Source organism: Streptomyces sp. NPDC044033 (genome assembly GCF_056434425.1).
Genome location: NZ_JBWKFF010000038.1, coordinates 1 through 26,346 on the forward strand (window position 1 = coordinate 1; position 26,346 = coordinate 26,346).

General features: G+C 68.1%; 24 protein-coding genes and 3 pseudogenes. 7 read left to right on the forward strand and 20 right to left on the reverse strand.

The window, feature by feature from the left end:
* Positions 1 to 84, reverse strand: a pseudogene (locus AC07AB_RS38160) (helix-turn-helix domain-containing protein); the annotation flags it as partial.
* A 957-nt stretch (positions 85 to 1,041) separates the two neighbouring features.
* On the opposite strand from AC07AB_RS38160, the gene casA reads away from it, so the two are divergent.
* The 7 genes and pseudogenes from casA (at position 1,042) to cas2e (ending at position 10,633) form a co-directional block, all read left to right on the forward strand.
* Positions 1,042 to 5,679 (forward strand): type I-E CRISPR-associated protein Cse1/CasA, encoded by a 4,638-nt coding sequence (gene casA / locus AC07AB_RS38165; protein WP_478576782.1) that lies wholly within the window; start codon positions 1,042 to 1,044, stop codon positions 5,677 to 5,679.
* A 75-nt stretch (positions 5,680 to 5,754) separates the two neighbouring features.
* Positions 5,755 to 6,519, forward strand: a complete 765-nt coding sequence (gene casB, locus AC07AB_RS38170) for a type I-E CRISPR-associated protein Cse2/CasB (RefSeq protein WP_478576926.1) — start codon at positions 5,755 to 5,757, stop codon at positions 6,517 to 6,519.
* Positions 6,520 to 6,582: 63 nt separating this feature from the next.
* Positions 6,583 to 7,800 carry a type I-E CRISPR-associated protein Cas7/Cse4/CasC gene (gene cas7e / locus AC07AB_RS38175; RefSeq protein WP_478576784.1) on the forward strand — a complete coding sequence of 406 codons (1,218 nt, stop codon included), beginning with the start codon at positions 6,583 to 6,585 and terminating at the stop codon, positions 7,798 to 7,800.
* Complete coding sequence (gene cas5e / locus AC07AB_RS38180) at positions 7,797 to 8,606, forward strand: type I-E CRISPR-associated protein Cas5/CasD (RefSeq protein WP_478576787.1); 810 nt, start codon at positions 7,797 to 7,799, stop codon at positions 8,604 to 8,606. The genes cas7e and cas5e overlap by 4 nt, the downstream gene beginning before the upstream one ends.
* Positions 8,606 to 9,328 carry a type I-E CRISPR-associated protein Cas6/Cse3/CasE gene (gene cas6e / locus AC07AB_RS38185; protein ID WP_478576790.1) on the forward strand — a complete coding sequence of 241 codons (723 nt, stop codon included), beginning with the start codon at positions 8,606 to 8,608 and terminating at the stop codon, positions 9,326 to 9,328. The genes cas5e and cas6e overlap by 1 nt, the downstream gene beginning before the upstream one ends.
* A pseudogene (cas1e, locus tag AC07AB_RS38190) lies at positions 9,325 to 10,277 on the forward strand (type I-E CRISPR-associated endonuclease Cas1e). The gene cas6e and the pseudogene cas1e overlap by 4 nt, the downstream one beginning before the upstream one ends.
* Positions 10,274 to 10,633 carry a type I-E CRISPR-associated endoribonuclease Cas2e gene (gene cas2e, locus AC07AB_RS38195; RefSeq protein ID WP_478576793.1) on the forward strand — a complete coding sequence of 120 codons (360 nt, stop codon included), beginning with the start codon at positions 10,274 to 10,276 and terminating at the stop codon, positions 10,631 to 10,633. Before cas1e ends, cas2e begins: the two are co-directional and overlap by 4 nt.
* 553 nt (positions 10,634 to 11,186) lie before the next feature.
* On the opposite strand, the pseudogene AC07AB_RS38200 reads toward cas2e, so the two are convergent.
* From AC07AB_RS38200 to AC07AB_RS38290, 19 genes and pseudogenes are all read right to left on the reverse strand, one after another.
* Positions 11,187 to 11,591 (reverse strand): annotated as a pseudogene (locus AC07AB_RS38200) (PIN domain-containing protein); the annotation flags it as partial.
* Positions 11,588 to 11,821: a type II toxin-antitoxin system VapB family antitoxin gene (locus AC07AB_RS38205; protein WP_073724608.1), complete on the reverse strand. Its 234-nt coding sequence runs from the start codon at positions 11,819 to 11,821 to the stop codon at positions 11,588 to 11,590. The pseudogene AC07AB_RS38200 and the gene AC07AB_RS38205, both read right to left, overlap by 4 nt.
* 831 nt (positions 11,822 to 12,652) lie before the next feature.
* On the reverse strand, positions 12,653 to 12,958 hold the full coding sequence (locus AC07AB_RS38210) for a DUF6349 family protein (protein WP_478576796.1): 306 nt from the start codon (positions 12,956 to 12,958) through the stop codon (positions 12,653 to 12,655).
* A gap of 53 nt (positions 12,959 to 13,011) precedes the next feature.
* Positions 13,012 to 14,655: a DUF4192 family protein gene (locus AC07AB_RS38215; RefSeq protein ID WP_478576799.1), complete on the reverse strand. Its 1,644-nt coding sequence runs from the start codon at positions 14,653 to 14,655 to the stop codon at positions 13,012 to 13,014.
* Positions 14,652 to 15,179, reverse strand: coding sequence for a hypothetical protein (locus AC07AB_RS38220; protein WP_478576802.1), 528 nt, complete (start codon positions 15,177 to 15,179; stop codon positions 14,652 to 14,654). The genes AC07AB_RS38215 and AC07AB_RS38220 overlap by 4 nt, the downstream gene beginning before the upstream one ends.
* The gene (locus AC07AB_RS38225) at positions 15,176 to 16,183 is read right to left on the reverse strand and encodes an N-6 DNA methylase (RefSeq protein ID WP_478576805.1); all 1,008 of its coding nucleotides are present in this window, start codon (positions 16,181 to 16,183) and stop codon (positions 15,176 to 15,178) included. The genes AC07AB_RS38220 and AC07AB_RS38225 overlap by 4 nt, the downstream gene beginning before the upstream one ends.
* An 88-nt stretch (positions 16,184 to 16,271) precedes the next feature.
* On the reverse strand, positions 16,272 to 16,565 hold the full coding sequence (locus tag AC07AB_RS38230) for a hypothetical protein (RefSeq protein WP_478576808.1): 294 nt from the start codon (positions 16,563 to 16,565) through the stop codon (positions 16,272 to 16,274).
* A gap of 61 nt (positions 16,566 to 16,626) precedes the next feature.
* On the reverse strand, positions 16,627 to 17,265 hold the full coding sequence (locus tag AC07AB_RS38235) for a hypothetical protein (RefSeq protein WP_478576811.1): 639 nt from the start codon (positions 17,263 to 17,265) through the stop codon (positions 16,627 to 16,629).
* Between the two features lie 299 nt (positions 17,266 to 17,564).
* Positions 17,565 to 18,194 (reverse strand): hypothetical protein, encoded by a 630-nt coding sequence (locus tag AC07AB_RS38240; protein WP_478576814.1) that lies wholly within the window; start codon positions 18,192 to 18,194, stop codon positions 17,565 to 17,567.
* Positions 18,195 to 18,228: 34 nt separating this feature from the next.
* On the reverse strand, positions 18,229 to 18,822 hold the full coding sequence (locus AC07AB_RS38245) for a hypothetical protein (RefSeq protein WP_478576817.1): 594 nt from the start codon (positions 18,820 to 18,822) through the stop codon (positions 18,229 to 18,231).
* A gap of 62 nt (positions 18,823 to 18,884) precedes the next feature.
* Positions 18,885 to 19,217, reverse strand: coding sequence for an HU family DNA-binding protein (locus AC07AB_RS38250; protein WP_478576820.1), 333 nt, complete (start codon positions 19,215 to 19,217; stop codon positions 18,885 to 18,887).
* 162 nt (positions 19,218 to 19,379) lie between these two features.
* Positions 19,380 to 20,168, reverse strand: a complete 789-nt coding sequence (locus AC07AB_RS38255) for a hypothetical protein (protein ID WP_478576823.1) — start codon at positions 20,166 to 20,168, stop codon at positions 19,380 to 19,382.
* Between the two features lie 30 nt (positions 20,169 to 20,198).
* A complete protein-coding gene (locus AC07AB_RS38260; RefSeq protein ID WP_478576826.1) occupies positions 20,199 to 20,606 on the reverse strand; it encodes a hypothetical protein in 408 nt (135 codons plus the stop codon).
* Positions 20,607 to 20,623: 17 nt separating this feature from the next.
* Positions 20,624 to 21,352 (reverse strand): hypothetical protein, encoded by a 729-nt coding sequence (locus AC07AB_RS38265; protein WP_478576829.1) that lies wholly within the window; start codon positions 21,350 to 21,352, stop codon positions 20,624 to 20,626.
* 26 nt (positions 21,353 to 21,378) lie between these two features.
* A complete protein-coding gene (locus AC07AB_RS38270) occupies positions 21,379 to 22,878 on the reverse strand; it encodes a DNA cytosine methyltransferase (protein ID WP_478576831.1) in 1,500 nt (499 codons plus the stop codon).
* Positions 22,879 to 23,085: 207 nt separating this feature from the next.
* Positions 23,086 to 23,700, reverse strand: a complete 615-nt coding sequence (locus tag AC07AB_RS38275; protein ID WP_478576833.1) for a hypothetical protein — start codon at positions 23,698 to 23,700, stop codon at positions 23,086 to 23,088.
* Between the two features lie 76 nt (positions 23,701 to 23,776).
* The gene (locus AC07AB_RS38280) at positions 23,777 to 24,067 is read right to left on the reverse strand and encodes a hypothetical protein (RefSeq protein ID WP_478576835.1); all 291 of its coding nucleotides are present in this window, start codon (positions 24,065 to 24,067) and stop codon (positions 23,777 to 23,779) included.
* A gap of 103 nt (positions 24,068 to 24,170) precedes the next feature.
* Entirely contained in the window at positions 24,171 to 25,082 is a 912-nt protein-coding gene (locus tag AC07AB_RS38285) for a hypothetical protein (protein ID WP_478576838.1), read from the reverse strand.
* An 88-nt stretch (positions 25,083 to 25,170) separates the two neighbouring features.
* Positions 25,171 to 26,304: a PD-(D/E)XK nuclease family protein gene (locus AC07AB_RS38290; RefSeq protein WP_478576841.1), complete on the reverse strand. Its 1,134-nt coding sequence runs from the start codon at positions 26,302 to 26,304 to the stop codon at positions 25,171 to 25,173.
* Between the last annotated feature and the right edge of the window lie 42 nt (positions 26,305 to 26,346).

Genomic DNA, 26,346 nt, shown 5'->3' on the forward strand with positions numbered 1-26,346 from the left:
AATCAACTCTGCCGCCGCCAGGCGCACTTGCTCTCTCCGGGCCCGCTCCTCAGCCGTCAGCCCACCACCATCGGGATACCGCATACCTCCGGCTTGCCGCACACGACCTCAACCGTCAGCAGGGCCAGAACCCCCACAGTTAATGATCTCTAGTGAGCAAAGTTGGCTCCCCCAGCCCATGAACGTGCAGGTCGCTCCCTGTGGTCCCCGCGTATGCGGGGTGGTCCCGACATCAGGACCCTTGGGCCCCCAACCTTGGAGTGGTCCCCGCGTATGCGGGGGTGGTCCCTTGGCCGGGTCGAACTCGCCCTCGAACTTGGGGTGGTCCCGAGCAGATGGCTGCGGTGACTTGCCGGTCCATGTGGTCCCCGCGCATGCGGGGGTGGCCCCGTCGCCGCCGCCCGCCCCGCCCTCAACCGCGTGGCCCCCGCGCGTGGGGAGGGCTGGCTTAAACGCTCGTCAGCATCAACTGGGGATCTCTCTTATTACATCAATCTTCTCCAAGAGGGTCCCTTCCCGCCTGCCCCGCGTGTACGATCGCCCCAACCAGCCCTCGCAACAGGCCCGTTCAAGAAAACGGCCGGACCCGTTGCACCTCCCCATCTCACCGAGGAGGCCGGGCCCGGCCTGTCCCTAGTCACCTGACGATCGTAGGAACGCACTCATGGTATTACGTCCAAGCCGCAGCTCAGAAGGCCCCTCCAGCCCGTTCGCCGCTCTCTACGCTGTGCTCGCGGCGCTCCTCGCAGCCTGCCCGACCGCACCTTCTCCGTACGCCTCGTGGGTATGGGGTGCCGTCGTCGTCGTGGTCATCGTCCTGGTGATCACGCAGCCAACGTTGGGCAGCGCTCAGGCCTGACGGAGCTGCCGCGGTCGGCATCCGGCACGCAGGGTGCCGACCGTTCCCGACGTGGTCTTCGACGCGTCCCCAGCGCCTTACTACGCCAACCGCCCCAAGTCCCTCTTCTTCCGTAAAACCGTCTCTGTGAGGGCTCGGACGTGTTTCATACACCTGTGGTTCAAGAATTCCCAGAAGGTGACGTGCCCTTCGCGCAGCTCTCCCCGGCTGCCCGCACTATCTGGGCGAAACACGATCCAAAGACCGATGGTCATCTGCCCCTGTGGCGGCACCTGGCCGACAGCGCCGGCGTGGCCGGGAAGCTCTGGGATGTGTGGCTGCCCGCCAACATCAAATCCCTTGTGGCCAAGGGCCTTCCAGAGGGTGAGAGCGGTGCACGACGGCTCGTGATGTTCCTTGCGGGAGCCCATGACGTCGGCAAAGCAACCTGCGCCTTCGCCTGCCAAGTCGATTCGCTCGCCGATCGCATGCGTTCTGCCGGCCTGGAGATGCCGACCGCCGCGCAGTATGGAACTGATCGCCGCACAGCGCCGCATGGGCTCGCCGGGCAGTTGCTGCTCCAGGAATGGCTCAGCGTGCGCTTTGGCATGACCACGAGGGTGTCCGGGCAGTTTGCTGTCGTGGCGGGCGGGCATCACGGCACGCCGCCCGAGCACCAGCAGATTCATGACCTCCAACTCCGCCCCTGGCTCCTGCGTCACCCCGGCGACGCCGAGAGCCTGTGGCGCAGCGTGCAGTACGAGTTGATGGATGAGTGCGCTGAACTAGCGGGAGTCAGCCAGCATTTGTCGGGCTGGAAGGATGTTCGGCTTACGCAGCCCGCGCAAGTGCTCCTTACGGCGATCGTGATCCTGTCGGACTGGATAGCCAGCTCCGCTGAGCTGTTCCCGTACGATCCGGCTTCCTGGCATCCGATCGGCCCGGCCGGCGAAGCTCGCCGTCTCACGGCAGCCTGGGATGGTTTGGACCTGCCGGGCCCCTGGGAGCCTGAGCAATTTGACCGCTCCGCAGAATCGCTGTTCGCCGAGCGCTTCGCTCTCCCCGTCGAGGCTCAGATCAGGCCAGTCCAGATCGAGGCCGTTCGGGCAGCGCGTCAGATGCCCTCCCCAGGGCTGCTGATGATCGAAGCCCCGATGGGGGAAGGCAAGACCGAAGCGGCATTCGCGGCGGCGGAGATCCTGGCCGCCAGGAGCGGGGCCGGTGGTTGTCTGGTGGCGTTACCCACTCGGGCGACTGGTGATGCCATGTTCCCGCGGTTGTTGGACTGGCTCGATCACCTGCCCGACTCCGGTTCCTCGACGGTCACCCTGGCCCATGCGAAAGCAGCGCTCAATGACGTCTGGTCGGGTCTCTTGCGCCGGGGACATCGCACCATCGCAGCGGTCGAGCCGGATCGGTCACAGCAGCTGAGCGGGGTGCGGTCCCCTCGTTCCGAACCTGCCGGGCTACAGGCTCATCAGTGGTTACGGGGGCGGAAGAAGGCGCTGCTCGCCTCGTTCGCGGTGGGGACCATCGATCAGGTGCTGTTCGCCGGGCTCAAGAGCCGACACCTGGCACTGCGGCATCTGGCGGTGGCGGGCAAGGTCGTCATCATCGACGAAGTACACGCCTATGACGCCTACATGGGCCGATACCTCGACCGGGTTCTGGAGTGGCTCGCCGCGTATCGCGTTCCGGTCATCATGCTGTCGGCGACCCTTCCTGCCGACCGCAGGCGAGCGCTGGCGGCCAGTTACGCAGGAGAAGCGGTCACGGACGGTGCGATGAGGTCGGACTCCGCTGCCTATCCTCTGATCACTGCCGTTGCGCCAGGCGCCCCGGCCCTGTCCATACAGCCTCCTGCCGCATCGGGACGCCGTACGGATGTGACATTGGAACGCTTGGACGACGATCTTGACCAGCTCGCCGACCGGCTGATGCATGAGCTCCAGGACGGCGGCTGCGCTCTGGTCGTGCGGAACACCGTCCAGCGCGTCCTGGATGCGGCCGATGTGTTGCGTGAGCGGTTCGGTGCGCAGCACGTGACGGTCACGCATTCCCGGTTCCTGGCCGCTGACCGAGCGGCTCGGGACGCCGAACTGCGGGATGTCTTCGGGCCGGACGGGGAGCGGCTTGCTGGCCCACACGTCGTGGTGGCCAGCCAGGTGGCCGAGCAGTCGCTCGACGTCGATTTCGATCTGCTGGTCACCGATCTGGCACCGGTAGACCTGATGCTCCAGCGCATGGGGCGGCTGCACCGACACCCGCGACAGCGCCTGACGAGGCTCGCCACGGCCCGCTGCCTTGTGACGGGTGCCGCGTGGGAGCCGGATCTGCCACAGCCCGTGCGCGGCTCGGAGGTCGTCTACGGACGGCATGCTCTGCTTCGGTGCCTGGCCGTGCTCGGGCCGCATCTCGACGGCGAACAGCTGGTGCTTCCCCACCACATCAGCCCGCTCGTCCAGGCCGCTTACGGTGAGGCCGAGCTCGGTCCGCCGCGTTGGGCAGGGGAACTGAGCGCGGCGCAGGCGGAACATTTCCGCGTTCTCGCAGACAAGCGGGAGAAGGCGGAGGCGTTCCTGCTCGGTCCGGTCAGACGGGCCGGGCGCCCGATCTACGGCTGGCTCGGGGCCAACGCCGGTGATGCTGACGACACCCGTGAGGGCAGAGCTCAAGTGCGCGACAGCCAGGAAAGCCTGGAGGTCATGGTGGTGCAGCAGTTGCGTGACGGCACGCTCGCCACGGTGCCCTGGCTGCCCCGCGAGCAGGGTGGTCTGAGGCTGCCGACGGACTTCCCTCCCGACCGGCAGGCCGCTGAGGCCGTCGCCGCGAGTGCGATCGCTCTGCCTCGGCTGTTCTCCCACCCTGGTGCGATCGATCGCACCATCGGTGAGCTGGAGCGTTTCATGGTCCCTGCCTGGCAGGTGAAGGAATGCCCTTTGTTGGCAGGGGAGTTGATGCTCGTTCTGGACGAGAATTGTCAGACCCGTCTGTCAGGCTTCGTTCTCAGGTACAGCGTCGTCGACGGACTGCGGGTGCAGACCGCCTTCGAGGCGTCACGTGCCCCCACCGTGTCAGTGCACGAGGCCGAACCGACGGAGGAAGTCGACGATGAGCGGGCAGCGAACCGGGCGATCCCCACGCTCGTCACCGGCAAGGGGCTGAGCTCCTTGCCACCGAAGTGCCCTCCTCTCCAGGGTCCTCCCTCCTTCAGCCTCGTGACATCCGCGTGGCTGCCGGTCCAGCGCCTCGACGGGAGCATGGACGAGCTGTCGCTCGTGGAAATCTTTGCCCAGGCCCAGGATGTGCGTCGCCTCGTGGGTGACCTTCCGACTCAGGATTTCGCCCTGCTGAGGCTGTTGCTGGCGATCTTGCACGATGCGGTCGACGGTCCGGCAGAACTCGACGACTGGGCGCAGTTGTGGGAGTCGCAGGACCCGTTCGGCGAAGTCCCCGGCTACCTCGATCGGCATCGGGACCGCTTCGACCTGCTCCACTCGAATGCGCCCTTCTATCAGGTGACCGGTCTGAGCACAGCGAAGGACGAAATAGCCTCTCTCAATCGGCTCGTCGCCGACGTGCCGAACGGGGAGCCCTTCTTCACCATGCGAAGTCCCGGCGTGGAACGGCTTTCCTACGCCGAGGCCGCGCGCTGGCTGGTCCACGCGCACGCCTACGACCCCTCGGGAATCAAGTCCGGGATGGTGGGAGACCCTCGGGCCAAGTCCGGCAAGGTGTATCCGCTCGGCGTCGGCTCCCTGGGCAACCTCGGCGGTATCTACGCCGAGGGTGCCACCCTGCACCAGACCCTGCTCCTGAACCTGATTGCCTTGGACGAGGGCATTGTCGAGCAGGAAGACGGGGATCTGCCCGCCTGGCGCCACCCCCCATCAACAGCAGGGGCCGCCGACACAGACCGGCTCGCCCGGGGCCCGGTCGGGCTGCGTGACCTGTACACCTGGCAGTCACGGCGCCTGCGCCTGCACGTCGACGGCGAGCAGGTGCGCGGTGTCGTTCTCGGATACGGGGACCCTCTGACCCCGCACGCGCCCTGGAAGCGGGAGCCCATGTGCAGTTGGAGGCGCAGCGCCGCACAGGAGAAGAAGCAGGGGCGGCCGCTGGTATACATGCCGCGCCAGCATGATCCGAGCCGGGCGGCCTGGCGTGGGCTGGGCTCACTGCTGCCCGCGCGGCGCTCGGCTGGCGACGACACCGGGCGCGGCACTCCGGAGTCGCTTCCTGCCGGAGTCGTCTCCTGGTATTCGATGCTCGCTTCGGAAGCTTTCATCGATCAAACGTCGTTGATCCGGGTGCGGCTCGTAGGCGCGGTGTATGGCACGCAGCAGTCCGTGGTGGACGAAGTCGTGGATGACGCGGTCGTCCTGCCGGTGGTCCTCCTGCACGAGGAGAAACCCGACTTCGGCGCCACAGCGGTCGATGCGGTGCACGACGCGCAGGGCGCGGTGACGGCACTGGGCCAGCTGGCCGGGAACCTGGCACGTGCCGTGGGCTCGAACCCCGATCCCGCAAGCGATACCGCCCGCGACCTCGGTTTCGGAGCGCTGGACGGGCCATACCGGCAGTGGCTTGCCGCCTTGCGTCCGGGCACCGACCCGCACGCGGCTCGGGAGCTCTGGCAGGCCACTGTCCGAAAGCAGGTCATGGGGATCGGCCTGGAGTTGCTCGACTCCGCGGGGTCCGCCGCCTCGGAGGGCCGGGTGGCCGACGTTCCCGGTTCGGGGCGTCACTGGGTCAATGACGCACGCGCAGAGCAGTGGTTCCGACAGCGGCTGAACCAGGTACTACCGCGACCGCGACAAGACCCGGACGAAGGTAACTGAATGACCAACGTCATGCCGTCATCGCCCAAGAGCACACCGCGGCGGTCTTCGGGAGGTGGGCTGCCTCGTCCGTCTCTGCAAGCACCAGGACGCGCCACCGACCGTTGCATAGGGCGCCTGCAGGCCCTGTACCGGCAGGACAATTCGAGCGCCGTAGCGGCCCTGGCCCGTCTCCGGCGCGGAGTCGGCAAGGCCGTGCACGAAGCCCCCGAGAGCTGGGGCAACGATGGATTGGAGGAGCTGTCCGCCATCCGAGCGGAGCACGACTCCGCCAAGGAAGTCGAGCCGGGGGACGCAGCGTCAGCGAAGTACTACTCCGCCGAGGAACGCCGCTGGAGCGAGCAACGTGAACTCGCCGAGGAGAGAGCAGTGTTCCTCACGATCACGTTGTGGGCGCTCCACCAGCAGTCCGTCCGCGACGCCAACATGCACGCGCGTGACTGGGGCCTGGGCCGATCGGTCCGGCACCTGGCGCAGAGGCAGCCGGGTGATGGAGAACCTCAACCCGCTACGTCTGCTGCGAAGTTGAACGAGGAGCTGAACGAGCCTCTCCGTAAACGGTTTGTACGGATCGGCACTTCGACATCATTCGAGATGCTGGGCACCAGGCTCCGCGAAGTGGTGCTGCTGCTCCGTGGCGCGCGGATACCCCTCGACTACGCGCGGCTGGCCGACCAATTGGCTGCTTGGCAGGACACCGCCCGTCAAGCCGAGGTCCGCCGGACCTGGGGCCGTGACTTCCACCTGTCCTCGCAACGAAGCTCCCGCAGCGAAACAGATCCTGCGGCCAGCAGAGACAACAGGGCCAGCCTCGACGACCTACTCAACGCCGACGACTAGCGACCAGGGCCACAACCCGGCGTTCGTCATTGCATGTGCTGGCACTCACAGGGAGAACTCGCGTTGACACGCAGCATTCTTGACATCCACATTCTTCAGTCCGTGCCGCCCAGCAACCTGAATCGAGACGACACGGGCACCCCCAAATCTGCCATCTATGGTGGCGTACGGCGGGCCCGTGTCTCCAGTCAGGCGTGGAAGCGGGCTACCCGGAGGGCCTTCGCCGACCTGCTCCCCCCGTCCGAACTCGGCGTGCGGACAAAAAAGGTTGCCGATGCGCTCGCCGAACGGATCACAGACCTGGAACCGTCGTTTAAAGCCTCCGCGAGTGTCGAACTGGCCACCGAGGTCATGCGTGCCGCGACCGGCTCCAAGATCGACGCACCGAAGCGCCGGGGCAAAGGTGGAGCGGAGACAGAGCGCGAGCCGAGCCCCGAGTCCTCGTACCTGATGTTCCTCAGCGGCCGTCAGCTCGACGCGCTGGCAGCCCTCGCTTTGGAGGGCAGCCCCGGTGGCGACCTCAAGGCGTTCAAAGAGGCTCTTAAGAACAACAAGGAGTACAAAGCCCGTATCCGGGATGCAGTCGACAGCCGCCACTCCGTGGACATCGCCTTGTTCGGCCGTATGGTCGCCGACTCACCCGACCTGAATGTGGAAGGGGCCACCCAGGTTGCCCACGCGATCGGGGTACATCCCTCCGAGATCGAGTCGGATTACTTCACGGCCGTGGACGACCGGAGCACCGATGAAGAATCCGGAGCCGGGATGATCGGCACCATCGACTTCAACTCAGCGACGCTCTACCGGTACGCCGCGGTGGACCTCGACGAACTCCATCGAAATCTCGGCACCGGACTCAAGGAGAACGAACACCCGACGACACCGGTACAGAAGGCAGCGAGCGCCTTCCTCGAAGCGTTCATCACTTCCTTGCCGACAGGAAAGATCAACACCTTCGGCAATCACACACTGCCGGCTGTCGTGATCGTCAAACTCCGTTCGCAGCGGCCCATCAGCTTCGTCGGCGCATTCGAAGAACCAGTGCGTCAGGCCGCCGAGGGTGGCTATGTCCGGGAGAGCTGCAAGCGTCTCGCGGCCTACATCCCCGACCTGGAGCGCCAGTACGGGGTCCCCGACGACCAGCCGACCTGGGTCTTTCGCGTAGGCGAGGAAACCCGAGCGCTCGCGGAACTCGGCACCGGGGTCACCTTGGGCACCCTGACCAAGGCCGTCGAGGACGCCATCGCGCAGCGGCTGGGAGCGCCGGGGTCGGCAGCATGAGCGTCCTGCTGCTCCGGCTGGCCGGACCTCTACAGGCATGGGGGGCCGCGGCCCGCTTTGCCCGCCGGAGCACCGAGAACGCCCCGACCAAGAGCGGCGTCCTCGGCCTGCTCGCCGCAGCACTGGGCCGAGGCCGGGAAGAGGACCTCTCTGACCTGGCAGCACTGCGGTTCGGCGTAAGGATCGACCAGCCAGGCACCCGGATGCGGGACTTCCACACGGCCCACCACTTCGACTCGGGCCGGGCCATGCCGCTTTCCGAGCGGTTCTACCTGGCGGACGCGGTCTTCCTGGCCGGGGTTGAAGGCGACAACCGCCTGATCCAACAACTCTATGAGGCGCTCCTCTCCCCGAGGTTCCTTCCATTCCTCGGCCGTCGCTCATGCCCGCCGTCGCGTCCCATCACCATCGGCCCACCACAAGAGATTCCGCTGGAGCAGGCCCTGCGCGAAACCCCGTGGCAGGCAGCCAACTGGTACGTCAGGCAATCCGCTGCACGGCGGGGAGACAGCGGTACGCCTGCCTCGGATCCGGCCCTGGACACACTGATCGACTGCCCTCCTGCCGAAGTACCCGACTTCTCAGTACGGGACATTCCGCTGAGCTTCGATCCCCGGCACCGCCAGTACGGTCTGCGCGGAGTACGTACAGGACGTCCCGAGACCCCTGCACCCCCGCGACGCGCCGCCCCCTCCTCCCCACCCCACGAGCCGACCAGCCTGCTCCCGCCTGCCGACGGACCATCCGCCTCCGCCTGGCCCCCGGACACGACACCACCGGAATCCGGACTGCCGAGGATCCACTGATGTATCTGACCCGCTTCCGCTTCAACTCCGCACGCTCCGGAGCGCGTCGACTCCTCGGCTCGCCCCACCTGATGCACGGCGCCGTGAGCATGGCATTTCCCGAACCACCGGCACGGGACGGCCAGGGCCCACGCGTCCTGTGGCGCCTCGACAACGACCACCAGGCACGAACCCAGCTCTACATCGTCAGTCCCCACCAGCCCGACCTGACGCACCTCGTCGAGCAGGCCGGTTGGCCGACCTTGGACGAACCCGGATGGGCCACCTTCGCCTACACCGGCTTCCTCGATGCCCTCGCCGCCGGAGACACCTGGAGCTTCAGGCTCACCGCCAACCCTGTCCACAACATCCGCCTGCCCCAGGACAAACCAGACGACCGCACCCATCGCACCGCCCACCGCACACCACGCCACCAGCTGCGCTGGCTGCTGGAGCGCCAGGAAAGGGCGGGCTTCGAGGTACTCCGCAAGGCCCCCGACAAACAGTTGACTCAGTTCGGCGACGAGCACGAACTGACCGTGCGGGACCAGCTGCCGCTCCAGTTCCGCCGGCCTGCGGCAGAACGACCGCGCCAAGACGTCCGTTTCACCAGGGTGACCTTCGACGGGCGATTGCAGATCACCGACCCCGAAACCTTCCGCCGCACCCTCACCCAGGGCCTCGGCAAAGCCAAGGCGTACGGCTGCGGACTGATGACGCTCGCCCCGGTGACCCCTCAGTGAGCACCGTCGGACGCAGGCCGACATCAACACCGCGTGACTCACCCGAGTCGGGGACCGACTGTCCTTCGTCTACCTGAAGCGGTGCACCATCCACCGCGACGACAACGCGATCACGGCGACCGACGCGGACGGCGTGACCCACATCCCGTCCGCCACCATCGGCACACTGCTCCTCGGCCCCGGCACCCGAGTCACCCACCAGGCCATGACCCTGCTCGGCGAATGCGGAGCAGGCGTGACGTGGGTCGGCGAGCACGGCGTGCGCTTCTACGCAGGCGGACGCGCTCTGAGCCGCTCGTCAGCACTGGCGGAGGCCCAGGCCACCGTCTGGGCAAACCGACGCACCCGGCTCGAAGTAGCCCGCGCGATGTACCGTCTCCGGTTTCCCCACGACGACCCCGCCGGACACTCCCGCCAAGAACTACTGAGCATGGAGGGACGTCGACTCAAGGAGTGCTACGGACGCGAGGCGGCCCGCACCGGAGTCCCATGGCGACGACGCGAATATCACCGAGAGGACTTCTCGGCCGGCGATGCGCCCAACCAAGCGGTCACCGCGGCAGCACGGTGCATGTACGGCGTCGCCCACTCCGTCGTCTCCGCCCTCGGCTGCTCACCCGCCCTCGGGTTCGTGCACTCCGGCAACGAACGGTCCTTCGTACTCGACGTCGCGGACCTCTACAAAACAGACGTGGCTATCCCAGCAGCGTTCGATGCAGCCGCGGAAGGAGCAGAGGACGTCGCCTCCCGAACCCGCAGGGCCTTGCGCGACCGCATCAACCAGACGAACCTGCTTGATCGCTGTGTACACGACATCAAGAACTTGCTCGGCTACACGGGCACCCGCGCGGCCAGCGACATCAACGAGGACCGCATGACCGTGCAGTCAGACAGCGACATGCATCTCGAAGGCGGACGCAACTACGGCACAGAGGAACCGATCTGGTGACGGTCATCGTGCTCACCAACTGCCCCTCCGGACTCAGAGGGTTCCTCACCCGCTGGCTCCTGGAGATCTCCCCCGGCGTCTTCCTGGGCGCTCCCACAGCCCGCGTACGAGACATCCTGTGGGCAGAAGTACGCCAGTACTCCGGCCAGGGCCGCGCCCTCCCGGCCTACCAAACCGACACCGAACAGGGCTTCGCCTTCAAGACCCACGACCACGCCTGGCACCCGGTGGACCACGAAGGCCTGACCCTGATCCATCGCCCGTCCCTCACCGCTCCTCACCCCGACAACAGTCAGCCGTCACCACCTCGCTCGGGATGGAGCAAGGCATCGAAGAGACGACGGTTCGGCGGCTGACAAGAACCACGGAACGCCTGGCCCTCCCAGACAGACACGAAGCCTCATTTGCGCCTTATGTCGGAATCTTGGTTAGTAAGCAAAATCGGGTGCCCCTGCCCATAGACATGCAGGTCACCCGCTGTGGTCCCTGCGCATGCGGGGGTGGCCCTCGGAAGGTCGACGATGACCGAGCAGCCCATTGGTGGTCCCTGCACATGCGGGGGTGGTCCCGGCACCTGGCTCGCCATGGGTCGCCTGAGTGGCCCGCGCACGTGCGGGGGTGGTCCCTTGGCGTGGGGGACGATGAAGGTGAGGACGTGTGTGGTCCCTGCGCATGTGGGGGTGGTCCCGGATGATGGGGAGCCCTACACGACCACGGGCCGTGGCCCCCGTGCATGCGGGGATGGCGACGAGGCTTCGCGACCTACGGCACACAAGCGCACCCCCGTCGACGCGGTCACTTTCCGTAGCGAGTGAGCTCGCTACGGGCCGTCGCCGCCCTGCTTCGCTGCCCCTTCGTCGGGACCTCCGCGGGTGCGGGGAGGGCGCCGCATGCGCCCTCCAGCAGCCAGGCGCGTACGTCCCGCTGCTGTACTTCCTTGAGGACCGATGCCACAGTGGCGAAGTCGTTGTCCACGTGGAGCACTGTGTGACCGTGATGGACCGCTGTCGCACACACCAAGAGACCGATGGCCCCGGCGGCCCGGTGCTGCCCTTGCTGGGTGAGCTTGTACTGCGCGGTATCGACCCAGCGCCACGCGTTCTTGGGAACCGGCGAGAACTGACAGAGAGCATCCAGCTCTTCGGCCAACTCATCCCGGTGGGCCGGGCTTGTGGCCGAGTAGAGGAACTCCGCCCTCGTGGGCTCGCAGAGATGGAACACGCCCGCGGCGATATGCCCTTCCCAGGGCAGCAACGCCCCCGGCGTACGGAAGAGATGCCACAGGGCAGAGGTGTCGAGGAGGTACGTGATCACTCGAAGGCTGCCCGCCGGGCGCGCTTCGCGGCCGCATGCGCCGCAGCCGCAGCCTCGAACTCGCCCCGCTCACCCCGCGCGGCCAGCTTCTCGGCAGCCTCAAGCCGCTTGATGCGCGCCACGTAGTCCCGCAGAGCCCCGTTGACCGTCTCTTTCTTCGTCGAGACACCCATGAGCCGCATCGCCTCGGCCAGCGCCTCGTCATCGAGATCAACCTGAGTAACCGACATACCAGCCACCCCTCACCGCAAGTCCATGATGTACATAACTACGATACATCACCAACATTTCCCGGCGGAGTCCATCGCACACGAGGCAGACACGACGCGGCCCCGAGAGGCGCCCGCAACCCACAGCCACGGACACCACACATCCACGGCCCGGCATCCGCAACCCGAAAGAGACGGAACAGCATCACCGAGGAGCCAGGCGTGCGGGTGTTCGGTACAAGTGGGCCCCTTACTGGAGGAGCCGTGGGGCCGCTCTTGGCGCTCCCACAAGCGCGTCACCACACAGGCCCAAGCCACAGCCGTTCGTGGCTCGGCTTCGACACGAAGGGCTCACGTTCCCGCGCCCCGAGGGGCGCCCGCTGCACGCAAAACGCCCAGGGAAAAAGCGTTTACGCAGGTCAGAACGTTTCTGCACCACGAAGAAGCGGTGGGGCGGGTGGGACTCGAACCCACGGCCGACGGATTATGAGTCCTTTTCGGATCTTCCGGCCGCTTCCCGATCCTGCCTCGATCTTCCTATGTTCGCAGGTCAGCGGCCTACAGCCATTCTGGCCTAGTCCTGCCCTTCCTGATCCTTCCTGGCCCTTCCGTCCCCTGCGTGTCCCCTGGCGGCCCCTGAGAGGCTTCTCCTCGGAGGCGGTTCAGGGCGCTCGGCTGCATCGACGCAGGTTGCACAGTGCGGGCAGTCCAGGATTCGAACTCGTACGCAGCGGAGTTCCTTACCGATGAAAGAGGCTCCACCCTCTTCGCCCGAGGGTAGAGCCGCGCAGCTTCTCCGCAGGTCAGCCGGTTGTTCCAAGCGTAGCGTGCCATCGCTTCGAACGGGACGAGTCAGTCCGCGTCTTCGTGTCGCGCCTCGGGCACCGGCAACGTCTCGCTGATCGCCACTTGCCGCTCCCTCTTCGGGGGCTCGACCGCGAGGTCGTAGCCGCCTCCTGGCGCCGTTCCCGGCCTGTGTCGCTTCTCGATACCTGTACGGAGGGTGCGTATAGGTCCTCCCCCATCGAACCAGCCCTCGGGGGCGAGGCGCTCGGCGTGGGTGAGCCAGTGCCGGCCGCGTTGTTCGGGGAGTGGAGGCAGGGCTCGCCATTGGGGGTGGGCCACTGCGCCTCGGGTTTCGTCGGGAGGGGCGGGCATGGGGTGCCTCCGGGGGGCGGCCTCGGCGAGCCTGCCGAGGCCGCCGTGAGGGGTCAGCGGTTGTCGAAGTCGGCTCGGCCGGCGGCGAATCGCTGTGCTGCGTCGCGGTAGATCACCAGGATCGGCGCCGGGTCGCACTCCATGCGGATGCCGTCGAGCAGCAGCGTGGCGAGTTCGTGGCCGGGGTCGATGTCGAGCGCGTCCGAGAGGGCGTGGCTGGCGGTGAGGGTGTCGCCCTGTCGCCAGGCGACCCAGCCGAGGAGTGTGAGCAGCGGTACGGCCTTGTCGGTGTGCGGCGGCACGCAGCGCCGGGCCAGGTATCCCCATAGTTGCCGCTCGTAGCGGAGATCGCCCTCATTGCCTGTGGACAGGGCGGCGTCGCAGGTCTCGCGGTCTTGCAGGCCGAGGATGATGCGGGCGGCGACCTCGTCCATGAGTTGGCCGCGGCCGTTGCGGAAGTCGGCGAGGGCTCCTCCGACGATGTCAATCGTGCCGTAGCGGGTGAGGAGTTGTCCGTCGTTGGTGCTGGCCTGGGCGTCGTGGTCGGCGATGGCCGCGTCGAGGGCTTCGCGGTAGCGGTCCGAGTTCGTGTCGGTGGGACGGTACTCGCTGGCGGCCTGGACTGCGTGCTGAAGGTAGGCCGTGCGGTGGGCTTGGGCCTTGCGGGCGGTGGCGAGGAGTTCTCGGGGGTCGTCGCCGTCGATCGTGCCGAGGTGTATGCCGACGGCCAGTTCGTAGTCGGGGTCGGTGGTGAGAGCGTCGCGTAGGGCCAGTCGGGCGGCGATGAGGTTGTCTTGCCGCCAAGCGACGAAGGCGTACAGCGTCAGAATGGGGACGGCCTCCTGAGTGAACGGGGCTGTGCAGTGGCGGGCGAGGTAGGCCCACAGGCGTCGGGCGTGGGGAAGGTCGTTGTCCTCCGCGTGGGCCATGCCGGCTTCCACTGCTCCGTCGTCTTGCAGGCCGACGATCAGTTGTGTGGTCAAGGCGCGGTTGAGGGCGGTCGCTCCTGTACGGAACTGGCTCATGGCCGCGTCGATCTGGGCGCAGGTCGATGCGAGCGTCGCGTCGAGTCCGGCGCTCGTAGCGCAGCGGGTGTTGAAGCGGGACGCGGCGGTGTGCAGGTCCTCAAGGAAGTCGGGGCCGGTCGTGACTGCTCGGAACTCTTTGACGATGTCGCGGGTGCGGGGGCCAGGGGTGCGGCCGAGGCGGGTCATCTGCGCGGTGACGCTGGTGGGGTCGTCGGGGGACGGGAGGGTCTCGCCCTCGCAGCATCCTTCGGTGGGGCAGTCGTACGCCCACCACCGGTTCGCGACGAGCCCGATCGTCTGGAGGACTGTGGCGCGCAGTTCGGTGAGCGTGGTGGTGAGCCGGTCGCTGACCGGGGCGAGGAGCGCGGCCGTGTCCCAGGGGGTCTGGCCGGGGCGCGGTTCGCGGCACAGGTAGACGATGACGCCCTGGTCGGGGTTGTGCCCCTGCCGGAGGGCGTCGGTCACGAATTGGCGGGCGGCGAGTTCGGCGGTGGCGTTCCACTCGGCGGGGTCGTCGGGCAGGGGGCACGTCATGGTCGGGCCGTCGATGAAGTTCTCGCCGGGGGCGTGGAGGGCGATGCTGTCGTCGGGGTAGTGGCCGAGGAGGTAGGGCAAGATCTGGGCGAGGTTGGGCAAGCTGGTGACCTGCACGGTGTTGTCGGGGCTCACTTCTGGATTCCTTCGGTAGAGGCGGGGTTGAGCTGCCCGGTGCGGGCGGGTGGGGGCGGGGCGGGGATGCCTCGCGGCTTGTTCGTCAGGGCTGGGAGCAGGCGGTCGCGCAGGAGTGCGCCGAGGTCGGTGGCCAGGGCTTTGCTGGTGCGCGTGTTGAGGACGGCGTGCCAGGTGCAGCCGGGCTGGAGCCGGGCGTCGCGGGCGGCCTGTGCATCGGCCTGCTCGGTGGCGGTTGCGCCGTCGGGGATGGGCGGCAGGTCGGGGCCTGCGGTGATCCAGGTCTGGATGGCGAGGCCGCGGGACTGGATACGCAGGCCGAGGTGGTGACCGTCGGGATGGCGGTAGTCGGCGGTGCGGTCGGGGGTGTCGGTGGACGCCTGGTGCCAGGGCAATTCGAGGGTGGGAGCTATCTGGTCGAGGGACGGGACGTCGATCTCGTCGCGTGGCCCGGCGAAGGACGGTCGGCGGCGGCGGGTGGTGGGGGTCCTGCCGGGTCGGATGCGATTGGTGGGTTCGGTCATACGGCTGCGGCCTCGGGCATGGCCTCGTCGAGGAGGGCGAATGCCTGGTTCCAGGCGACGAGGGTTTGGGCGGTGTCCAGGTAGCGGTCGCGTTGCGCGAAGGCTTCTTTGGCTTCGGCGCGGGTCTTGGCGTAGTCGTCGTCGGGGGCGAGGGAGTCGGCGTGGCCGATGAGGCAGCGCGGACCGAGGTCCCAGACGATGGCGTTGACGGCGGCGCACCCGGCAGACAACGCGTCGATGTCGTTGCCGTACCAGTGGAAATCGTGGGGGTTGAGGCCGAGATCGCGCAGGCGCTGGGCGACGGAACGGAACATCGTGCCCGAGCCGACGGCGGGATCGCAAAAGGACATCCCCGGCTTGACGAAGCCCTCATCCACGGTCGTCGCGGCCATCACGTCCGTGACGGATGCCGGCGTGTGGTACTCGCCGCGCCACTTCTTGTCGCTCTTGTGGCGGAGACCGGTGAGCAGGGGGCTGAGGACGTCGGCTTCGGAGCGGCGCCAGGGGTCGTCGTGGCCGGTGAGGTCGAAGAGCCCCGTGTTGAGGGCGGCGTGGGTGACGGCGTGGGCCGCACGGAGCTGCTGCTTGTCGGGGTCGGGGTTCCAAGCCCAGTCGTGGAGGCGTATCGCGCGGTTGATGAGGTCGGGGCGATTGGTCCAGTGGCCGAGGTAGACCTCCTTGAACAGGTGCGGGAGTTCCTCGGGTTGGAGGTTGAGTACCCAGTCGGCTATGCCGGGCACGTTGCGCAGCAGGCAGAGCGCGGCGACGGTGCCGAGGGGGATGTCGATGCTGCTGCCGCCGAAGTTCTGATACCAGGCGTCGAGTACGTTCTCGGCGATCTTGTGGGCGTGGTCGTGGGGGTCGCGTGGGGCGGCGTACGGACGCTTGGTGATCTTGGTGTTTCGTTTGGCGGCCTTGGACTTGGGCGGGGGCTTCTTCGCCCATGAGGGTGCGGGCCTCTCGGGGGCCCAGGGCGCGGCGCGGGGCAAGAAGTCGTCGGGCATGGTTGCGGATACCTTTCTGCGGGCGCGCATGGGGCCGCCCCGGTGCGCGGTGCGCGACCGGGGCGGCGTGGGGCGGGGCGGGGTGGATTCAGCTGGTCTGCTGGAGGGCGGCTCCGATGCCGCGGGCCTCGATGGCGTAGGCGGCTTCGGGGTATCCGGCCTGGTGCAGGCCACTGATGAGGAACAGCAGGGCTGCCTCGTGGGCGTCCATGTCGCCGGTGAGCTGCTCGAAGGTCACGTCGCGCAGTTCTTCGGGCCGGTGCTCGTAGCCGGTGCGCAGGGTGTGTTCGATGTGGGCGACGGTTTCGGTGGTCTGCTGTTCGGTGAGGCCGAGCAGGGCGGACCAGGAGGCGAGGGTGGCGTTGTCAACGGGAAAGTTCACGGGCGTTGCCTTTCGGGAAGGCCGTGCCCGGCCGCGCCAGTGCGGCCGGGCACGGCGTGGGTCAGGAGGTGGGGCGGGTGGGGAAGGGGTCGTGGTGGTGGTCGGGGTGGCAGGCGGCGTACAGGTGGCCGGGGAGGTGTTCGGGGATGACGCCCCATCCGGCCCAGTGCATGACGGCGAGGTAGCCGAGTTCTCCGCCCGCGAAGCCGGTCCGGCTCTTGGCGTCGGGGTCGGGTGCGATGAACACCCAGCCGGGCAATTTGCCGGTGTCGTCGGACAGGATCTGGAAGCCGGGGCGGAGTTCGCGGATGCCGTCGGTGTGTATGGGCGGGAGGCCGGCGGTGCTGAGGATGTGTACGGCGTCCTGGACGTGCCGGTCGCCGTGGTGCTTGGGCAGGGTGCCGACGCCGGTGTGGAGGGGGCGCCGGTAGGGGGTGAGGCCGGCACTGGCCTTGTAGATGTCCATGAGAAGCCGGGCGTCGTCGCGGCGGCCGGCATGGCGCATCGCGAGGTTGGCGATGACGGCGACGAAGTGCCGGTTGTAGGTGGCCAGGCGGCGGAACTGTTCGGCGGTCATGGCGTCCGTGGCCTGGGGGTGGTTGAGGGGGCGGTTCGACAGGCGCAGTGCTTCGGCGACGTGGTGCGGGTCGATTCCTAGCTGTTGGGCGAGTTCGCGGACTCCGGGCGAGTAGTCGGTCATGCGGGTCTCCAAGAGGACGTGCGGGTATGGGTGCGCCCCCGGCGGTGGAGCCGGGGGCGCGGTATGCCCTGATCGTTGGTGGCGGTTAGCGGCGGCCGCCGCATCCGGCGTGGCCGCAGCCGCCGCAGAAGCCGCCGTTGTTGCACTCGCAGCCACATCGGCCGCTGTTCTGGTTTTCCATTTCCAATTCCCTTTCCGTTTCCGCGTTTCCGAATTCCTTACTTATATCTTAATGGCGAATACCCCAATTGCAAGGTGTGCGCAATTAGGCGGGAATTAATTTTCCGCAATTCAACTCCTTAATTCGCGGCTGCTGGAATGAGGTCCGGCCACTTCACCGCTTCCAGTGCGCGCCGGTGGGTGTCTGGCACCGGGACCGTCGGGTAGCCGAGCCAGTCCAGCCCCATCGCCGCGAGGATGGTGGCGTCGGCCATGTCGTACCGGCCCGGCCCTTCGCACGCGACGCCGTAGCGTGCGACGGCCGCGCTGCGCACCATGCCCTTGGCGACTCGGGACCGTTCCTTGCGCGGCAGGTGCTGGGCAGGGTTCGCACGGCCGGTCGCGTAGATGGTGCGGCCGTGGGGGGTCACCACCGCGTACGGGATACGGTGCCGCCACAGGTACTGCGTCACCAGCCACCACAGTCCGGCCAGTTCGTGATGCCCGGCTTGAGAACCCTGGGCGTACGCCGCGCCCTCGACCACCACCAGGTCGGCATCGTCCTTCACGCACAGGCCGATGGCGCTCACGAGCCAGTCCATCCGCTCATGGCTGCGCCGCGTGCCGGGCCGGGCGGCCAACGCCCAGGTGGCGCCCGCGACGCCGGTAGAGGTCAAGGAGAGGTCCAGGCCGATCACCCGCGGCTGCCACTCCCCCTTCACCTGGACGCTGGGCAGGGTGACGGGCGCGCTCTGCAACGCCGCCGTCATCGTGCCGCCCCCGAACGACGGTTGACCGGAGAGATCACCGCGACACCTCCGCCACGGCTGCAAGGTGCTTGGTGATGAGGCGATCCGCCTCGACCGTCGCGTCAGCCTTCAGCGGCGCGACCCACTCCCCGTAGTAGCTCTCGAAGGGGCCCCACAGGTACCAACCGCTGTCGTGGTAGCCGTCCTTGGGGTTCCGCTTCCGGTATGCCAGCTCCCACCAGCCGTCCCGCCAGCGCCATAGGCGGCGCGGTTCGGCGTCGGGCATCCAGCCAGCGCGTTCGACCAGGTTCTGAAAGCGCGCCAGGTCGATGCGCATCAGCGCGCGCTCACGAGCCGCGTCAGCCGCGGGCAGATTCGAGGGGGCTCCCTGTCCGTGCCCCTGCGCGTGCAGTTCGTCCAGCCGGCGGGTGAGCCGGGCGGCCTCGGCCGAGTGCGCGCGGGCGCGGGCACGGGCCGAGCGCCACGCCAGGCGGTACCGGCTCAGACGGGGGAAGGCGGCAGCCAGTCGTTCGCGCGCCTGGTCGCGCTGACGGGCGACCCGGAGGAGGGCGGCGGCAGCACCGTGAGACCCGCATCCCTCCAGCCACTGAGCAGTGGCTGCTATCTCTGTTCCCACAGGGTTGTGCATCGTGGTTCCTCCGGCGGGCCGCCCCAGCTCAGAGCCGGGGCGGCCCGCTGTGTGTGCGGCGGCTACGGGCGAGGGCTCTTGGGGTCCTTCTGGATGCAGTTGCCGAGAGCGGGCATCGGCCTGCGGCCGGAGACGAGGTCGCTGAACCGGGTACCGGGACGGAACCGCACGACCCGCGAGGCGGCCACCTTGACCTCTCCTCCGCTCTGCGGGTTGCGGAACGCCCTGGCCGGTCGGGCCTTGGGGATCAGAGCACCGAAGCCGGTGACGGAGACGGCTTCTCCGGCGGCGACGGCTCGCACGATCGTGTCGAACACGGCGTCGATCGCGTCGGTCGCCTGGCGCTTGCCGCCGACCCGAGGGGCGACGGCTGCGATGAGTTCGGCCTTGTTCACTGGGGTCCTTTCCCCTCGTCCGCAGGACAGGTCTGATGCGCGGTGCCGGGCTCGCCACGCGGATGGAAGTGGGCTGAGGCCGGTGCCGAGGTCTTCCTCGGCACCGGCTACCCGAAGGAATTCACCGGATTTCATAAATGTCACCTATCTCTTGTGGTGGGGTCATTCCGGCAGGCGCAGCAGCGGCCCGCCGACCATGAGCACCATCGCCAGGGGCAGGACCACACCCGAGCGGTCCACGGAGACGACGAACGGTTCCTCGCCGGACGCGGGCCGCGCGCTGATGCGCCAGACGCGTCCCGAACGGTCGGCGTAACTGGCACCGACCTCGTAGGGCAGCCCCTCGTGCAGGAAGCGACGCGCACGCACCGAGGTGGCCCACCCTGCCAGCGCGTCTCCGCTGTGGGCGCGCGTACGCGGCATCTGGAGCCCGATGAAGTCCGGGCCTGCCGTGACGACATACGCCGCGCGCCCGGCCGCGGGCCTCAGCTCGATCTCCTTGCCGGCGCCCTGCCACCGGGCAAGGTCTTCGGAGCTGAGGCGGACCGCTTGCCGCTGCCGAGCGGAGGGCTGCGCTTCCGCGAGCAGCCAACTGCGCCAGGGCAGGCTGGCCGCGTAGGTGGCGACGGGCACCGTCAGCTCGGCAGAGCCTTCGCTGAAGTGCAGCACCAGGAGCCCGGTATGCGCGCCGTGTTCCACGTGCACGTGATCGGAGGACTCCAACCAGCCGCGCAGGGCGCAGACGTCCTCGTGGCCGAGGGAAGCTGTCCAGTGCTCCCCGTCGACCGGGGTACGGGCCACGGCGAGCGAAGACGTCCCACCAGCGATGGCGTGCAGCCACCGCCGTGAGCAGTCGAGGACGACCGTGTTCAGCTCGACCGGATCGGCCGGGCTGTGCGGGGCGACCTTGTCGAGAATGGCGGACAGTGCCTCCGCCTGGATAGCGAACATCTTTTTCCTTGGGACGAGTTGGTGAGGGAACTACGGACGGGCGGATCGCTTCTGCTCACGTCGGCGGATTTGGACGAGCCGCGCCGCCTCCCGGCACCAGGAGCAGACCCGTTCACCGCGCCGGTTGTGGGCGCGGGCTCCGCCTTCGGTGCCGTGCTCGATGGGGTCTTCCTCTTCAGCGAGTTCCATGGGATGGGCCCCGTGGCAGGTCGCCCGGATCTTGCCGTCCAGCCACAGGCGTCCACCGCAGACCCCGTCGAAGCCGCTGTGCCATGGCAGGACAAGGGCAATGCATCGCGCCCGGAACGAACACTCCTGGCACACGGCCAGCAAGGCCCGTACCTGCGGCGCCTCAAGTGAGTCCACGTCCGCATCGTCGGGGGTGAAGCGAGCGTCCCCCGCACACGGTGCCTCGCTGATCCACCAGGTGCCGCTCATCGAATGCTTCCGGCCGTTTACAAGGTCGGCGGCAGCGTCATGAGCCGCACGAGATCGTTGCTGGACCCGTAGGGGTGCCGGTAGTCGTGGAGCGGGGTGAGGTGGCGACCGGCCAGGGCCGGTATCGCGAAGACGCCGCTCACCAGCAGTCTGAGAACGTTGTCGCACGCGCTCGTCCAACGCAGTCGGGTGGTGAGGTTCTGGGTGCCGTCCTCAGCAGCACCTTCGACGACCTCAATGATGCGGCCCCCGGCGCGGTGTCCGTCCACGATGACGGCGGTCGCCTCGGGGTGGTACTCGCGCACCAGCTCGGCGATACGCACGGCGCGGTCGGGCGGCGGCAGCTCCAGCGACCAACTATTGTCCTCGCTCACATTGTTGCGCCGCACCATCGCCCAGGCCGGTGAGTGGTGCGGCGCGAGCGCGCTCTGTACGTCGGTTGCGATGCACTCGGAGATCTTGGCAACCGGGTGCCGTTCGTCGCTGCCGTCCCACAACCAGGGACGTGCGCCCAGCGTGCCGGACTGTGCGCCGAGCAGCCCTTTCAGGTCCAGGGTCCGGGACTTGCCGTCGTAGGCGAACGCAACGTGAGCGGCCTCCGGGCAGAGGCAGCGCATCCTCGCGCTGATGTGGTCGAGGACCGCCAGGCAATGCGCCTGCTCGATACGCAGTCGCTCGGCGTTCAACTCCATTCGTCGGTGGGCGACGACAGCCAGGTGATCGGGGTTGGTCGCGGCAGGGGTCATGGTGCTGTGTCCTTTCTTCTTCGGGTTCAGGCCAGGACGCGCTTGAGGCGTTCACCCAGCCAGCGGGCGACGTTGACGCTCACGGCATTGCCGGCCTGCTGGGTCTGGGCCGCTTTGGAGCCCAGAACCTCATAGGTCGTGGGGAACCGCTGTGCCGACAGTTGTTCGCGCGGCTGGAGCATCCGGAAGTAGCAGTCGTTGATGTCCGGCGCGCTGCGCACCACGGCCGCCGAGTCGCGGGTGGCCAGGGTGTGCAGGGGCTCGTCCGCCGATTTGGGCGCGGCCTTGCGGTACGGGATGACCAGCGTGTTGCGGGCTCGGTCGCGGGCCACACCATCAGGCGTTACCAGCCCGTGGTGGCGGGCCGTGCTGATCGTGCTCAGCGGGTTGTCCACCGGGGCCGCGTCGCAGTTGCGGCGGAACTCCACGATGAACGGCTCCGGGTCGACGGTGACCAGGGCCTCGCTCTCGCGCGTCGTACGGGTGCGCATGGGCACGCCGACCGGGGCCGGGGTGTCGTTCCACGAGCCGCCGACCGGAACGAGCAGGGCCTCGCCGAGCTTGGCCGTGCGCGTCGGCAGCGGCCTCGTGTGCGGGGCAAAGGCGCGGTCGGTGCCGTCCTTGCCGTGGGTGAGCGTGACGAGGCTCGGATCGTACGGAAACTTGGCCAGTCCGGCTTCGATACGGCGCATCGTGTTCGGCACCAGCGGCCGGGCGCGGTCCCCGATGCGCTGGCCGATGTCGTCCCACATGATCACGTCCGATGCAGGGCGCACGTACGGCTCGACCACGGAGTGCGCGCAGCGCGTGTTCGGGCAGCGGTAGTCGTACTGGACCTGGTACTTGCCGACGCGGACCTTCGGGTTGCGCCAGCTCTGGCGGGCCTTGACGTCCTGGCCGCACCCGACGCAGTACGCGAGCGGACGCGGCGCGAGGTCGGGGCGCCGGACGCCGGCCAGGGTGAAGACGATGTATACACGATCCCGCCACTGCGGCGCGTACGGGTTGGTCTCCGAGCCGATGTGCGCGGAGGACACCGAGACGACCTGGGCGCGGTATCCGAGCTTCTTCATGGCCCTGGTCCACTCGGGGAACAGCAGCCAGGCGGTGATGAACTCCACGACGTTCTCGACAACGACGCAGGGGAACCGTTTGGCCTCGGCGGCGCGCAGTACGCACCAGGCGGTCACGCGGGTCATCTCGAAGGCTTCTGGTGGCAGTTCCCGCCATTGCTCCTCTTCTTCGAAGAGGGAGTCCTGCGCTGGGTCGGGTTGCCGCTTCTTGCCTCCGGCGGGGCTGATCTCGGTGCAGATGACGCTGGCCCACAAGATCAGGGCCTGAGGAAGCCAGCGCATGGGGTAGTTCTGGATGTCCGCGCAGCGCGCGGTGGCGGTGGGGTGGTTGAGGGCGAAGGTATCGACCGCGGTTTGCCAGTGGTTGATACCGAGGACCGGATCGAATCCGGCTTCCCGCAAGCCGGTGGGGTCTCCGCCTGCTCCGCAGAGCAGGTGGACAGATCGGGGCACGGTGGTGGTTCTCCAGGAGGCGGGGCCGCCCGGCCCGGTGAGGCCGGGCGGCCGTGGTCAGGACTGGTCCGGTGCGCGTAGCGCGCGGTGGTGGCGGCTGTCCTCGATCCCCAGGGCGATGAGCGCCCCGAGGGCGAGGAGACAAACGATCAGCAGCCAGATCACCGCCATGCGCCTCCAGGTGGGCGCGGTACGCGGCGCGGCCGGTCAGTCATGGCTGCGGGTGACGCGGACGGTGGCGATGTGGCCGATGTTCTCGAAGAGCGCGAGCGGGAAGCCCTCCGACTCGGGCCGCTCCCAGACGCAGCGGTAGCCCTCGTCCGAGATCAGCCGTTGCGTCCACTCGAAGTAGCGGGCGACGGCCATGCAGGGCCTTTCGATACCCGCAGTCTGGTTGTGAGCCCCGGTGAAGGGCGCGACGTGCGTAGCGGACACGATCAGTCGCCGCGTGACCATCAGGGTGTCCAGCGCATCGATATGGGCGAACATCGGGACGAGGCTGTTGCCGTGGTGACTCTGCGGCCCGCCGGGGGCGGAGTTGTACAGGACGGTGTGCCGTGAGACGTCCTCGATGCGCCGCCGGATCACCGTCCAGCCGGTGACCTCGTTCGGGTCGACGGGCAGGTCGTGCCCGGAAGCGATGCTCAGCTCGGTGCCGTCGCCGAGTTCCGCGCGGATGTGGTTCTCGCCGCCGCCCGTCTCCATGTCGGTGACCCAGCCGTTGTGGCGCAGCGGCGCGATGACATGGCGGTAACCATGGAAGAGCTTGAGCCACAGAGGGTCGGTGAGGCGATTGTGGTCGGGCAGGGGTGCGATGGTCATTTCGGTCTCCAAGAGGGGTGGTGCAGGCGCTCCAGTGGCTCGCCTTTGAACAATGTGACCTATCTGAGGTGCGCGTTCAGCTCACGAGGCGCAGTTCGTGCTCGGCGAAGATCTGCACGACCCACATCCGGCCGCCGCGCGTGACGGAGCAGCCGACGGGGCGACCCTGGTGCCACAGGACGAACGCCGAACCGTGCTCGCGCCGACCGATCGAGTCGGTCAGCTCGCGCACCCCGACGGCGGCGCACTCGACGGAGCAGAACGGCCCTTCGGTCAGTACGGGGGTGGTGCGCGGGCCATGGACGACGACTTCGCCGACGACGATGTACACGCCGGAGCCGGAAGCCGTGGAGGCGGTGGCGATCATGGGATCTCCAAGAGGTTCGGGGTCCGAAGGGGTTTCGAACCTGTATTTATATCTTATTCGCATACGTTCGGGCGTCAAAGTTGGCGACCGTTGAAAACGCCTATCAGTCAGTGGAGTTGGCTGAGCGTGTTCGCCCCATCCGGGCCAGATCACGCACCCGCTGCTTCGCCATCGCCAAGGCTTCCGGGTCCGTCTCGGCGACCCGGCGCTCCTGCTCGGCGAAGAACTGCCGCAGCCAATCCTGCTGCGAGGCATGCTCACGGTCGGCGGCGCGACGCTGCCGCCGCTCGCGCAGTGCCCGCGCATTCGTGCCGCAGCCCCGGCAGTTGGCGGCCGGCTGCGGGTGCTTCGGGCAGCCGCCCGACGGCTGTTCCCCGTCGTCCGCGTCCGTTTCCCCCGCAGCGGCTGCTGTGGGGGGAGGGGGGATAGGAAGGGATGAGGAAGGGGAAGGAAGACAAGGGGTTTCCCCGGCGGAACCCTCGCGGTTTCCCTGCGGAAACCTGCCGGGTTCCCCTTCGGCAACCCTCGCCTCCTCTTCTCCGGGGTTTCCCTGGCGCAACCCTTGCCCACCGGGCGCCCCGGAAGCGGCCCGGCCCTCCTCCCGCGCCGCCACATCGCCTTGCGTGCGGGCCGCCGCCGACGGCTTGCGCCGCGCGACCTGCCGGGCGAGGCGGGGGTTCTTCGGGGCGCGCTGCGCCGCACGGCGGCGCTCGATCAGCTCCTCTGTGGAAGGGATCGGCGGTACCCCGTACGGGAAACATCGGTACTCGGCGCGGCGCCCCACGCGGCCGACCTCGACACGCTCGACCAGCCCGAGCCCGACCAGCTGGGTCACGACGGTTATGGCCTGCTTCTCGCCCACGCCGGCCCAGGCCATCATCCGTTCCAGACCCGGCCGGGCCAGGCGGCTCTGATCGTCGGCCGAGTCGGCAATCTTCATCAGGACGAACTTCTGGGTTCTGTTGATCACCTCCTTAGGCAGGTAGGCCGCCGCCACCATCAACTGGATGCTCACCAGTACCTCTCCATACGATGTCCGGTTCGGGGCGCGCCGGGGTAGGGGCAGGGCCAACACAGGGCCCAGCCCCTACCGGAGCGCGGGGTCAGGTCTTCTTGCTCAGGGTGACGTTGATCCCCACCGACGTCCGCCGCTCATGATCCAACCGCACGGGCACCGCGATGCCAGCCGCCTTCAACTGCGCCTTCATCGCGGCCGCGTCGGGAGCCATCGGTACCTCCAGCCTCGCGCGGCGGAAGAGCGCGACCATGGCGTCCACGTCATCGGCCTTGGTCGGGTTACCCCCGCTCCACGTCAGGAGGTTGTCGCCGTAGACCCCCGGCTCGGAACCGTCGAGCATCGCGCGCAGAAACTCCCGACGGTCCTTGAGCGGCTTCATCTCTCGTGTGACCTCGACATACTCGGCCAGCGTCTTGGCCCGGCCCTCGTCGTCCTGGACGAGAATGCTCTGCGGGCGGCGCCCCGCCGCGACAGTCCCCCAGCAGGCCGTCTTGAACGGGCAGTGATCGCACACGACCGACAGGCCGGGTCCCTGGAAGGTGCGCGGCAGTTCCTCAGGGGACGACGCGGAGCGCACCTGCTGGACCCACCACCGCGCCCCGCGGGCGCGTTCGGAGTTGAACGCGATCTCCTGTACGTGGTCGTCGCCGGAGTCCCTGTTGAGGAACCGGAAGCGGATGCGGCCGACGTTCACGGGCCCGAGGCGGGCAAGCTGGCGCTGCCCTTCGATGTCGGCGAAACCCTCACTGTGCAACAGGTCGGCGTACAGCAGGACTTGCCGTATCTCCGCCTCGGTGGCCCCGTACCGCAGGATGTCATCCCACTGGTAGGTGCTCTTGGTCTTCACGTCCTCCACCGTGGTCTCCTCAGCCAGAAGGCTCGGGCGCAACCTCTTCGGCAACCGCCGGGCGGCAGCGCCGTCGAGCTGCACGGCGTCGATGTGGCCCCGAATCGTTTCGTCCTCGACGCGGCGCTCCGTGATCCAACCGAACTCCTCACGTGCGGCGGCGAGCATCCCCGCGTGCAGCCAGGTGCCGAGGATCGCCTTGCGCTTCTCACCGCCGTCGGTGGGTGTGCGGCCGTGCAGGAGGTATCCGGCGCGCCGCGCGCACACGGTATCGCTCGCGCCGATCTTCGACTGAAGCGAGCGGGGCCGGCGCGCGTCCGCCGCGTGCGCAGCGGGCCAGAGACTGACCGGCCGCGCGATCGTCGTTGTCATAATGATCTCCGGGAAAGCACGGTGCCGCCCTCCGAGGCGGGC